Raw genomic sequence first — 12520 nt, forward strand, 5'->3', positions numbered from 1 at the left:
TGTAAACGTTATCATATTAAATAGGAAGAAAGAGGAGGGTATGGGATGCTTTCTATGCTTGAGGATTACCGGAATCAAGTGCTTGAAACGTTGTTTGGGAATGTGGAACATTGTATTGTCGTCGTCGATCGAGAGGGCTGCATTTCTTACATGAATGAAAGCTACTGTCGGTTCATTGATGTGGATCAAACGACGGTAAAGGGAAAGCATGTGACGGACGTCATTGAAAATACGCGCATGCACATTGTGGCAGCTACAGGGCAAGAAGAAATGGCCGACCTTCAGCAGATCCGTGGCGATTACATGATTGCCCATCGCATTCCTCTCTGGGAAAACGGTGAGGTGATTGGTGCTCTCGGCATGGTCCTATTCCGTGACACGGATGAGTGGAAAATCATGAATACGCACATTAAGGATCTCCTCCTTGAGCTTGAAACGTACCGTAATCAAATGCAGCAGCAAAACGGTGCCAAGTACTCCCTGCATGACATCATTACGAGCTCCCCGGACGTACTGCGGTTAAAGGAAAAAATACGCAAAACGGCTCACAGCGATGTTTCTGTTCTTTTACGAGGGGAAAGCGGGACAGGGAAGGAACTGTTCGCTCACAGTATTCATCACCTCAGCGAGCGGAGCACAAAGCCTTTTGTGAAGGTGAACTGTGCGGCTATTCCTGAGGATCTCATCGAAGCGGAGCTGTTTGGCTATCAGGATGGGGCGTTTACCGGGGCGAAAAAAGGTGGAAAGCCCGGGAAATTCCAGCTCGCTCATGGTGGGACGCTTTTTCTTGATGAAATTGGGGATATGCCACTAAGAGCGCAGGTGAAAATTTTGCGCGCTCTCCAGGAAGGGGAAATTGAAGCGGTAGGAGCCGTTCATCCGCAGGAAGTGGATGTCCGTATCATTGCTGCGACCAACCAGTCGCTCGAGGAAATGATTCAGGAACAGCGCTTTCGTGAGGACCTCTTTTACCGGATCAATGTCGTCCAGATTGATATTCCTCCTCTTCGCACGAGGCGTGGCGACATTAAAATCCTCTCTAAATATTTATTGCAGAAAATATCCGATCGTACGGGCAAACGTGTGGAAGAGTTTTCGAAAGCCGTTGAAGACGTCTTTTACAAATACCATTGGCCGGGCAATGTCCGTGAGCTTGAAAACGTCATCGAATCAGCGGTGCACATGACCGATGGGGAGACTGTTCAATATGAGGACCTTCCTTCTCATCTTCAAAAAGAATCTGCTCCCGCTCAGGAAGCGGAAACGTTGAAACAAATCGTCGAGCAGACTGAAAAGCATGCAATCCAAAAGGTGTTAAAAGAAGCCGATGGTGATAAGGGCTTGGCTGCGAAGCGTCTGGGTATCGGAAAGTCATCGCTTTACGACAAAGTAAAAAAATACAATCTCTAACCATTCCAGAATTCGGGAATCTATTCCGAAATTCCGGAATGGTTCTTTTTATGCGTTTATGTAAGGGCTTTCATTATTTAGTGACCTTGAATTCCGGAAATCCGGAAAAGATCGTTCACAAAAGATTCAAAATCCTTGGTGCATCAATACCGTGAAGTTGGCATGAAACTTGCATGTAAAAGGGTGAAGGGAGTGTGAAGACTCATGAAACAAATTTATTCATCATTTCATGAAGCTGTGAAAGACATAAAGGATCATTCAACAATTATGGTAGGAGGATTCGGTCTCGTCGGAATACCGGAGAACTTGATTCTTGCCCTCGTCGAATCCAACGTGAAGCATTTAACGGTCATCTCCAACAACTGTGGTGTCGATGATTGGGGACTCGGACTACTTTTGAAAAATAAACAGATTGATAAAATGATAGGATCGTACGTCGGGGAAAACAAGGAATTTGAGCGTCAGGTTCTCGCAGGAGAGCTTGAAGTCGAACTTACGCCTCAAGGAACGTTAGCTGAGAAAATCCGTGCAGGTGGAGCTGGTATCCCAGCCTTTTACACACCAGCAGGAGTCGGTACTCCGATTGCGGAAGGCAAAGAGGTACGCACATTCAATGGTAAGGAATACCTTTTACAAGAAGGATTGACGGCAGATTTCAGTCTTGTCCGTGCATTCAGAGGAGACCGTCACGGAAATCTCGTGTACAACAAAACGGCTCGCAACTTCAACCCGATGATGGCGGCAGCTGGTGCTGTGACGATTGCAGAAGTCGAAGAACTCGTCGAGCCGGGTGAACTGGAAGCTGATGCGATTCATACGCCGGGTATTTATGTGCAAGGGCTGATCGAAGGCCAGCAGGAGAAGCGCATTGAACGTTATACAGTAAAGGCAGAAGCATAAATAGGAGGTAGATGAACAATGGCAGTACAAAAAGACAAAGCGGCAATCCGCGAAATGATTGCCAGACGAGCAGAGCAGGAAATTGAAAGCGGTTACTACGTAAACCTGGGGATCGGCATGCCGACAATGGTCGCGAACTACATCCAGCCGGATAAAGAAGTCGTGCTTCAGTCAGAAAACGGGCTCCTGGGCATCGGCCGCTCGCCTTATGAGCATGAAGTTGACCCGGATTTAATTAATGCCGGAAAAGAAACGGTAACGGCGTCTGTGGGTGCCGCATACTGCGATAGTGCAGAATCGTTTGCCATGATCCGTGGTGAGCACCTCGATTTAGCCATTTTAGGTGGTATGGAAGTTGCAGAAAATGGTGACCTCGCCAACTGGATGATTCCAGGAAAAATGATTAAAGGCATGGGTGGTGCGATGGATATCGTACACGGATCGAAAAAGGTCGTCATCATCATGGACCATGTCAATAAACATGGCGATCCGAAGATTTTAAAAGAATGTAAACTGCCCCTGACAGGAAAAGGCGTCGTCGATCGTATCATCACGGACCGTGCGGTTATGGACGTGACGGACAAAGGATTGATGCTCGTGGAAATTGCTGAAGGATGGACCGTGGACGAAATCAAAGATCAGACAGAAGCGAATCTCATCATCAGTGATGAACTTTTAAAAATGCCATCCAGCAAATAAGGAGGAACACCCATGGTTGAGAATAAAGTGGTATTCATTACAGGTGCAGCGAGCGGGATCGGCTATGAAATCGGCACCGAATTCGCCCGTAACGGTGCAAAAGTAGCACTCAGCGATATTAACGAAGAAAAAGTGAAAGAAGCAGCAGATCGTCTCAATCAAGAGGGTCTGCAGGCAATTGGACTTGTCTGTGACGTGACGAAGGAAGAACAGATCCAAAGTGCGATGGACGAAACGGTAGAAAAATTCGGTCGTCTTGATGTGCTCGTTAACAATGCCGGGTTGCAGCACGTCGCATCGATTGAAGACTTCCCAACAGAAAAATTCGAATTGATTACTAAAATTATGTTAGTTGCCCCGTTCATGGCAACCAAACACGCTTTCCCGATTATGAAAAAGCAAGGTTTCGGCCGCATCATCAACATGGCGTCCATTAATGGATTAATCGGATTTGCCGGAAAGTCCGCCTACAATAGTGCGAAACATGGCGTCATCGGTCTTACGAAGGTGACAGCTCTTGAAGGTGCCGAAGACGGAATCACGGTGAATGCTGTCTGCCCAGGTTATGTAGACACACCGCTGGTTCGAAATCAACTGGAGGACCTTGCTGAAAACCGTGGGGTTACTCTAGAAAAAGCGCTGGAAGAAGTTATTTACCCGCTTGTTCCTCAAAAACGTCTATTGTCTGTTCAGGAAATTGCAGATTACACATTGTTTCTTGCAAGCGACAAGGCCAAAGGGGTCACAGGGCAGGCAGTCGTCATCGATGGCGGTTATACGGCTCAATAAACGAAAGGGGATTTTCACATGAAACCAGTCTATATCTTAGAAGGGGCACGCACTCCGTTCGGCACGTTCGGTGGTTCCCTGAAAGACGTCGATCCGACCGATTTAGGTGTCACGGCAAGTAAAGAAGCCTTGAAAAGAAGCGGCATTTCCGCTGAACATATTGATCTAACCATCATGGGAAATGTCATCCACTCTTCTCAAAACGCGCCTTACTTAGCGCGCCACATTTCCTTGAAAACAGGCGTACCACATACAAGCCCGGCTCTTGCAGTCAACCGTTTGTGTGGATCCGGTATGCAATCCGTCATCTCGGCTGCACAGTCGATTCAGCTTGGCGAAGGGGAAACGGCTCTAGCTGGTGGTGTGGAAAGCATGAGTCTTGCCCCACATGCCATGCGAGGCAGTCGTTTTGGAACGAAGCTCGGTACACCAAAAGTTGATGACATGCTATGGGCTGCATTGACGGATGAATACATCGGAGCCGGTATGGGTGTGACCGGTGAAAACCTTGCCGAGAAATATGAAATTTCACGAGAACAGCAGGATGAGTATGCCACACGCAGTCACAAGCTTGCTGCAGAAGCCCGTTCAACAGGGAAATTTGCAGATGAAATCGTTCCTGTGGAGATTAAGACACGTAAAGGTACTAAAGTAGTCGACCAAGATGAGCATATCCGTGAAGATACGAACCCTGAATCTTTATCCAAGCTGAAGCCTGCCTTTAAAAAGGACGGCACGGTGACAGGCGGAAATGCAAGTGGTATTAATGACGGTGCTGGTGCTGTGGTGCTAGCAAGCGAAAATTACGTGAGCGATCATAATGTTCAGCCGATAGCCAAGATCCTTTCCTGGTCCGTTGCAGGCGTTGAACCTGAATATATGGGCATCGGTCCTGCACCAGCGATTCGCCAAGCTTTGGAAAAGGCGCAGCTCTCGCTTGATGAGATGGACCTTTTTGAAGTGAACGAAGCGTTCGCCTCACAATACCTTGCTGTTGAAAAGGAACTAGGTCTTAACCGTGACAAAGTGAATGTCAACGGAGGAGCCATTGCCCTCGGTCATCCGATCGGCGTAAGCGGTACAAGGGTCCTATACACGATGATCAAGGAACTTAAACGAAGAGGTGGACGTTACGGCGTCGCATCGTTATGCATCGGCGGCGGTCAAGGCATTGCCATGGTCGTCGAGACTCAATAAACCTAAGGAGGAAAAACCATGCTCGGAATTTTTCTCGGACTTGCCGTATTGATGGCCCTCGCCTATTTAGGCTGGTCAATCATCTGGGTGGCGCCCATCGCAGCTGGTGTCGTCGCCCTCACCGGCGGTCTCGATCTACTCGAAGCTTATAAAGATACATACATGGGCGGATTCGTCGCCTTCGCGAAAGACTGGTTCCCGGTCTTCATGCTCGGAGCTATCTTCGGAAAACTGATGGAAGACACAGGGATGGCTCGTTCTGTTGCGGTTGCTCTGACAAAATTGATTGGTACCCAGCGTGCGATTTTAGGGGTACTCGTATCCGCTGCTGTTCTGACGTATGGCGGGGTCAGCCTGTTCGTTGTTGTTTTCGCTGTTTATCCATTGGCCCTATCGCTGTTCCGTGAAGCGAATATCAGTCGTAAACTGATTCCCGCTACGGTCGCTTTAGGTGCGTTTACATTCACGATGACAGCCCTGCCGGGTTCCCCTCAAATCCAAAACCTGATCCCTATGGAATATTTCCAGACGGATGCCATGGCAGCACCTGTCATGGGGATCATTGCTGCCATCATCATGGGTGGTGGAGGTTATTTTTACCTGAGATGGCGTGAGAAGAAACTCGTCGCTCAAGGAGAGGTATTCACCGAACCGAAAGAAAAGAAAGAAGTGGAAGGACCCGATCAAACGCCGAATTTCTTCCTGTCCCTTTTGCCCTTATTAACGGTTCTTCTTACATTGAATCTATTAGAATGGGACGTTGTCACGGCTTTGATTTCAGGAATTGTGCTCATCATGCTTTTGAATGTGACGATGTACAAGAAGTTCATCCCTTCCATGAACAGTGGAGCGGGTGGATCGGTTATTGCCATCATTAACACGAGTGCCGCGGTCGGATTCGGTACAGTCGTACGCGAAGTCCCCGGCTTCGCCAACCTGACACAACTGCTTATGGGCATCAAAGGAAATCCACTGATCTCTGAAGCAATTGCGGTTAACGTGCTCGCTGGTGCAACCGGTTCCGCGTCCGGCGGTATGGGAATCGCCTTGGAAGCGTTAGGATCCAAATACTATGAAATCGCGATGAATACGGGGATCAGCCCGGAAGCCTTCCACCGCGTTGCTTCCTTATCCTCCGGAGGTCTCGATGCACTTCCTCACAACGGAGCGGTTTTAACGTTGTTTGCGATTACAGGAATGACACACAAAGACAGCTATAAGGATATCTTTGTTGTTGCTGTATTGATTCCGGTAATTTCTGTGGCTTTTGTCATCTTGTTGAACACGATTGGCATTCTATAATAAAACAAATCAAACAGCAGGACATCCTATGATGGGTGTCCTGTTTTGTTTAACTATACGTTTAGTTGTCATTTAATGTTAGAAATATAGAGGGATTTCCTCTATAAAGATGTAATAGTAATAGAATTGCTTATTTAAGGAGGATTTCATGTCAACTTTTCAAGAAGGAGTTATGGATCACTTTATTTTGCTATCCGAGAAGATTGGGTGTCGCCCTGTAGGGTCAAAAGCGAACCATGCAGCAGCTGATTACATTGAGGAAACATTCCGTAATGCAGGGTTGGTAGTAGAAAAACAGGAATTTGAGGTGCCGGCTTGGCATCTGCATGAAACAAATCTTGAGTTTAATGGTGAAACGCTTGAGTCCCAGGGGAATAATTTTTCAGAAGCCTGTGAGGTTAGTGGAGAGATTGTGCCTTTTTGTACGCTTGAAGAGCTTGAGTCTTCATCCTATTTGGGGGGGAACATTGCTTTTTTATATGGAGAGTTATCGAAAGAAAATTATGTTCCCAAAGGCTTTACTATATATAACCCTGATCATCATCAGAAGACTCTGAAACTCCTTGAAGAGAAAAACCCTTCAGCGATTATTTTCGTACGCATGGAAAAGGGTAAAAACCTGCCCATTATTAACGACTGGGACTTTTCTATCCCGTCTTTAACGATATCACCAGAGGTCGGATTGAAAATAATGAATGACTATCAACGCTCATCAGCTACTTGTAAGATCCATAGTAAAAGAAATAAGGGATGGACGAAAAATATTATTGGGAGAAAGCAGGGACAAGGAAAAGAGAAGATCATTCTTGCCGCTCACTATGATACCGTATTTGAAACGAATGGGGCCTACGACAATGCTTCAGGGATTGCTATTTTACTTTCCCTGGTGGAAGAAATTTCAAGGAGAAAAGATTGGAAAGTGGGTTTTGAATTTATTGCTTTCAGCTCTGAAGAATACCTTGGTCTTGGGGACGAATATTATTTAAGGGAACATAAAGGAAGTTTGGAAGATGCTATTCTTGCTTTGAACTTCGATGGGGTTGGACAAACTCTCGGAACGAATAATATTACGCTCATGGCCGGTTCGGATGAACTGGAGATTTATTTAAGGAATATAAAAAGGGAGTTCCCTGCGGTACAATGGACCCTTCCGTGGTATGAAAGCAATCATTATACATTTTTCTCGAATGGTGTGCCAAGTATTCCATTTAGCAGCAATGGTGTTCGTGACTTAATACATACCAAAGACGATACCATTCAATGGATGAACGAATGTAAATTAAATGAGGTTCGTGTATTTGCTTTAGAAATAATAGAAGGTCTTCAAGAGAAATCAAACGTTTGGACAAGGAAAAAACAAGCTTCTTTATAATTTGAAGTATAGACAAACAAGAAAGACCAAATTCTTAAGAATTTGGTCTTTCACTCTTGTTGCACCTTCATCTGTATTCAAACCTAAACGAATCGATTCCTTTTAGAGGGTTTGGATTAGGTTTTCTATTTCTTTCTGTTGAACGTCTTGTCTTTGATCGATTTAAACGCTTTTGAAGAATTGTCCACCGTTTTGCCAATGACATCTGAGCCTTTTTCAGAGGCTTTCTTAACAATATTACCGGAAGAATCCACTGTCTTTCCGATCAAACCGCCTTCACCCGTAATTGATTTAATGATTTTACCGGAAGCGTCGACCGTATTATGAATGAAGTCATTGGCTTCTTTAGATACCCCTTTTACAAATCCATCATCTTTCTTCTGAGCCTGCTCATCTTCCCTAGAGTCGTTGTTCTTTTTGAAGTCACTCATGCTTTCATCTCCTCTTTAGGAATTAATGGCTTACCTTTCATGTCTATGTGGTAAAGGGAGGCTTATGAGTAAATTCCATATTATGTATGACCTGGTACACCTAATGATGGAAATCCACTTCGTGGTACACTAGATACAAATGAAGCGATACGGGGGAATACAGCATGAAAATTACGATTGTCAGTGTTGGGAAATTGAAAGAGAAATATTTAAAGCAGGGGATTGCGGAATATGTGAAACGACTCGGCCCTTACGCGAAAGTAGATGTTGTCGAGGTTCCGGACGAAAAAGCGCCGGAAAACTTGAGTGAAGCACAAATGGTTGAAGTGAAGCAAAAAGAAGGGGAACGAATCCTTTCGAAGATCTCACAAGATACATACGTCATCACACTGGAAATCGAAGGCAAGCAGCTGACCTCTGAAAAGCTTGCGAAAAAAATGGACGAACTTGCTACCTACGGGAAGAGTAAAGTGGCGTTTGTGATCGGTGGTTCGCTTGGCTTAAGTGATGAGGTGCTGAAGCGGAGTGATTTTGGGTTGTCGTTTTCGAATATGACGTTCCCTCATCAGTTGATGCGGTTGATGCTTGTAGAGCAGGTATATCGCGCTTTTAAGATTATACGAAACGAACCGTATCACAAGTAAATGATTTTTCTACATTCGCACAATAGAGCGAGGGAGCCATACTTTTAGATCAATCTTTACAGCCATGTAGGTTACCAGAGTATACAGTTGAAAGGTCAGGGCGGCTCGTCGGTTTGGTTACTCTAATGATATTGCAATTGCGGTTAACATGCCCCCTACTATACAAGAGAACAAAAACGGATGCCTGAAGCGCGTCCGTTTTTGTGTTGCTTATGTCGATTCTATCTTTTCTACAATCTGTTCACAGATCTCATGGGTGGTAAGCGAGTCTTGAATCGACGGATCAGGCGTACGGGTGTTGGCGATACAGTCGATGAAATGGTCGGTAATCTGGTAAAAGCCACGTTTATATAATGTCGGGTCCCAACCGCCGAATTGAGAGATATTCATTTCTTTGTCGTGATAGTGGATTGTTTCCACCAGGTCTTTGATGACATATTTGTGCTCTCCAGCGGAATATTCAATGATTTCTTCTGTAACACCGCCATTCCTGTTCATGACGCCCATCGCTGTGCACCCTTCCCCGATCAACTGGATGATCAGGTGGTCCATCATATCGCCGTTTTTGAGTGCCTGCACATTTACATCCTTCACTTCGGTATCCATCAAAAAGCGGAGCGTATCTACCACATGGATGAAATCCTCTACGACAAAACGCTGGACATAATCAGGCAGCCGGAACCGGTTTTTCTGCATGAGGACCAGACTCGGTTTGCCTTTTTCTTTCAAGGCTTTCACTGGAGGAATGAAACGCCGGTTGAAACCTACCATCGCTATGGCCTTGTTTTCTTCTGCGAGCTGGACGATTCTTTGGGTTTCATCAAAATGCATCGAAATCGGCTTGTCTATGTAGGTGTTAATGCCATGCGACAGCAGCTTTTCTGCTATTTCGAAATGTGCCTCAGTCGCCGCACTGACAATAGCGCCATCGATATCCTTCTCTATCAGCTCCTCGACGGTCTGGACTTTTTCAGAAATCCGATATTTAGCGGACAGCTTGTCCAGCGTTTCTTTATTTCGTGTGCAGAGCACAAGTTCCACGCCTTCTTTTTTCGAAAGAACAGGCAGGTAGGCTTTCTTCGCGATGTCTCCTAAACCAACAATCCCTATTTTCATAGTTATCACCCCTGATAGTAATTGTTTTCAGCGTAACATGGAATGGCAATTAGCTCTTGTCTTTTGCTTTTGTCGTGTTGACTGGCTGCGATTCTGCTACGTAGGGAAATTGAAAGAAAATACTTGAAGCAAGGTGGGGCTATACGTGGACTCTCTTACGCTTCATGTCCGATGATATATAAATGTAGTCAAAGGGGGAAATGAAAGTGAGAAAACGCGACTTAGGTAATACAGGCATACAAGTGTCAGATGTGGGATTCGGGGCATGGCAGTTAGGTAATGAAAAAGATTGGGGAGAGATGACCGACAAGAAAGCGCTTCAATTAGTAAGCGAAGCGTTGGATTACGGTTGTAATTTCTTTGATACCGCTCCTAACTATGGTGACGGAAAGAGCGAAGAAATCCTTGGCAAAGCTCTTAAGGGAAAACGAGATCAGGTGGTCATTAGCAGTAAATGCGGGCATCACCCTTTTGGAGAACAAGACTTTGAACCTGATAGATTGATGCAGTCAGTGGAAGAGAGTTTACGAAGGTTGAATACGGATTATTTGGATAGTCTCCTTCTTCACAATCCTCCTTTCATAAGCCTTCACGGGGACAGTCCTCAATTTCAAATGCTCGAAAAACTAAAACAACAGGGCAAGATCAGAGCGTATGGGGCTTCTGTCGATACAGGAAAAGAGATGGAGGAACTACTAAACAATACGAACAGCCAGGTCATTGAGGTCATGTTCAATATCTTTCACCAAGAACCCACCAATGGGATACAAGAGGCGTATAACCAAGGTGTTGGGGTGATTACGAAGGTTCCATTAGATTCGGGTTGGCTCACCGGGAAATATGATGCCAATAGTAGATTTACCGGAATTAGAAGCAGATGGAGTGCAGACCAAATTGAAAGACGTGGAAGGTTAGTGGAACAGGTACGTCGTATTATTGGAAATGATGCATCGATGGTGAAAATAGCCCTGCAATTTATTCTTTCTTATCCAGGAGTATCTACCGTAATACCTGGGGCTAAGGATTCTCAACAGTTAAAACAAAATATTACAGCATCAGAAGCTATGTTATCGCAAAAGGTCAAAGAACAGTTGGAAAATTTATTTGTGAAAGATATAGAGAAATCACAGGTGGGGTGGTAGAAGGTTGGCGTTCTGCTGTGTTGCCATGCATTCGCTTGTCTTTGCAACACCACAGCTTTTTCTTTTCTGCCATTTACTATATAGATTTAGCCCATCCAGCCTTTGAATGATACCCTTTACCCTCCGTTCGATTTTTACCGTCTATAAAAGTGAGAGAAAGGCTTTTACATGCAACCTCCATACTCACATATATTGAGTAATAAGAGGTGATACCTTATGAGAAAAGACATGGTGAGTATCTTCAAACGCTTCCTGCCTCCCACAGCCACCATGGTACATTTTGCAACACCTGAATCTAAGTATGCCTTAATAATTACCGACCTTGAAGGGGATGGTGTTACAGAAATCGCAGGCATTTACTACTGGCGAGGAGAAAACTACCTGATGATCCTGAAGCAGGGGCCAGGAGGGTGGTATATCGCTGATACTAAAAAAGGTAAAGGGTATGGGGTCAAGTACTTAGGGGCGGTTCCATTAAAAAACAGAAACGAATACAACATCCTTGTAGGTTGGCAAGTAGGGTCGATTTGGTCGGACCTCAGCGTTTATGAATGGGGAAATGATGGAGTCACAGATTTAATTGAGGGCAATCAATACTTCAGTATGATCGATGTGGAAGACATGGAGGGCAAACAAGGAAGGGATGGACTCTACGAGGTCGCTTTGTGGAAACACGATACCGGCTTGGCCTATACTGTAGAGGTTTTTCGTTGGGGGCATGATGGGTTTGAGAGGGCGGAAGACGATTACCCCGCTTATTTTAAAAAGGTGGAACGCTATTACAGCTCACTTTTAAGAGAATATAATTCTTCTACTTATTGGTATTATATAGCGGATGCACAAATAAAAACAGGTCGTAAACGGGAAGCTTACAAGTCTATTACTCATGCTTTAGATTTTGAATATCCTTACCCATCCAGAGATAAATTATTAAATTTAAGAAGAGATCTTTGTGATGTTGAACCGTTCTCCAATCAAAAGGGAATTGATTTTTCTTCGCTCACTTATGTTTGTTCACAAACAGAAAGAGACCTTAAATTAGAAGCAGCGGTTGAAAAGGAATATAATGTAAAAATATCTAAAGAAAACATCAGGTATTATTATAATAGAATCGACTTGAATAACGAGGGGAACAAAGAGGTTTTTGTATTTTTAGTTGGTTCATTTGTCTGTGGAACGGGTGGATGCAGTGCTGTGATTTTCAAAGAAATGGAAGATGAATATCAAGTATTGTCTCGCTTCTCCCTCGTAAGAAACCCTGTCATTGTGTCCAATACGACAACCAATGGGTACCGGGATTTGATCATGTATGTGGCTGGAGGAGGAATCGAAGACTTCTTCGCTCACATCAAGTTCGACGGTCAAACCTATCCTCTGAACCCCTCGGTCCAGCCGAGAGTCGCTTCTGGAACGAAAGTGGAAGGGGAGGCCATTGTGGCAGACGATTTGGCGAAGAGCAAAGGGATCCAGATCAATGAAACATAAAAAAGTGCCTGCTCGTCATTAAGCGAACAGGCA

The 12520-nt window shown here is 44.9% G+C and carries 12 protein-coding genes; 10 read left to right on the forward strand and 2 right to left on the reverse strand.

All coding sequences use genetic code 11. The features are described from left to right. Positions 1 to 45 precede the first annotated feature (45 nt). From GLW00_RS00590 to GLW00_RS00620, 7 genes are all read left to right on the forward strand, one after another. A complete protein-coding gene (locus tag GLW00_RS00590; RefSeq protein ID WP_202412324.1) occupies positions 46 to 1410 on the forward strand; it encodes a sigma-54 interaction domain-containing protein in 1365 nt (454 codons plus the stop codon). A 204-nt stretch (positions 1411 to 1614) separates the two neighbouring features. Continuing rightward, positions 1615 to 2310, forward strand: coding sequence for a CoA transferase subunit A (locus tag GLW00_RS00595; RefSeq protein WP_115823022.1), 696 nt, complete (start codon positions 1615 to 1617; stop codon positions 2308 to 2310). Between the two features lie 18 nt (positions 2311 to 2328). After that, positions 2329 to 3009, forward strand: coding sequence for a 3-oxoacid CoA-transferase subunit B (locus tag GLW00_RS00600; protein ID WP_160910539.1), 681 nt, complete (start codon positions 2329 to 2331; stop codon positions 3007 to 3009). Positions 3010 to 3021: 12 nt separating this feature from the next. Beyond that, a complete protein-coding gene (locus GLW00_RS00605) occupies positions 3022 to 3798 on the forward strand; it encodes a 3-hydroxybutyrate dehydrogenase (protein ID WP_160910540.1) in 777 nt (258 codons plus the stop codon). Positions 3799 to 3816: 18 nt separating this feature from the next. After that, a complete protein-coding gene (locus tag GLW00_RS00610; RefSeq protein WP_160910541.1) occupies positions 3817 to 4995 on the forward strand; it encodes a thiolase family protein in 1179 nt (392 codons plus the stop codon). 18 nt (positions 4996 to 5013) lie between these two features. After that, complete coding sequence (locus tag GLW00_RS00615) at positions 5014 to 6297, forward strand: GntP family permease (RefSeq protein ID WP_160910542.1); 1284 nt, start codon at positions 5014 to 5016, stop codon at positions 6295 to 6297. Positions 6298 to 6445: 148 nt separating this feature from the next. Then, positions 6446 to 7669, forward strand: coding sequence for a M28 family metallopeptidase (locus GLW00_RS00620; protein WP_160910543.1), 1224 nt, complete (start codon positions 6446 to 6448; stop codon positions 7667 to 7669). A gap of 125 nt (positions 7670 to 7794) precedes the next feature. Here GLW00_RS00620 and GLW00_RS00625 read toward each other — a convergent pair whose 3' ends face one another. After that, a complete protein-coding gene (locus tag GLW00_RS00625) occupies positions 7795 to 8100 on the reverse strand; it encodes a hypothetical protein (protein WP_160910544.1) in 306 nt (101 codons plus the stop codon). Between the two features lie 164 nt (positions 8101 to 8264). Here GLW00_RS00625 and rlmH point away from each other — a divergent pair, with 164 nt between their 5' ends. Further along, the gene (gene rlmH / locus GLW00_RS00630; RefSeq protein ID WP_160910545.1) at positions 8265 to 8744 is read left to right on the forward strand and encodes a 23S rRNA (pseudouridine(1915)-N(3))-methyltransferase RlmH; all 480 of its coding nucleotides are present in this window, start codon (positions 8265 to 8267) and stop codon (positions 8742 to 8744) included. Positions 8745 to 8954: 210 nt separating this feature from the next. Here rlmH and GLW00_RS00635 read toward each other — a convergent pair whose 3' ends face one another. Continuing rightward, positions 8955 to 9860, reverse strand: a complete 906-nt coding sequence (locus GLW00_RS00635) for a Gfo/Idh/MocA family protein (protein ID WP_160910546.1) — start codon at positions 9858 to 9860, stop codon at positions 8955 to 8957. Positions 9861 to 10060: 200 nt separating this feature from the next. On the opposite strand from GLW00_RS00635, the gene GLW00_RS00640 reads away from it, so the two are divergent. Together GLW00_RS00640 and GLW00_RS00645 are read left to right on the forward strand one after the other, a co-directional pair. After that, positions 10061 to 11002, forward strand: a complete 942-nt coding sequence (locus GLW00_RS00640) for an aldo/keto reductase (protein WP_202412325.1) — start codon at positions 10061 to 10063, stop codon at positions 11000 to 11002. 216 nt (positions 11003 to 11218) lie between these two features. Then, positions 11219 to 12487, forward strand: coding sequence for a COG3650 family protein (locus tag GLW00_RS00645; protein ID WP_160910548.1), 1269 nt, complete (start codon positions 11219 to 11221; stop codon positions 12485 to 12487). The last annotated feature ends 33 nt before the right edge of the window (positions 12488 to 12520 follow it).

It is taken from the genome of Halobacillus litoralis (assembly GCF_009856445.1).
Taxonomy (GTDB): Bacteria; Bacillota; Bacilli; order Bacillales; family Halobacillaceae; genus Halobacillus; species Halobacillus litoralis.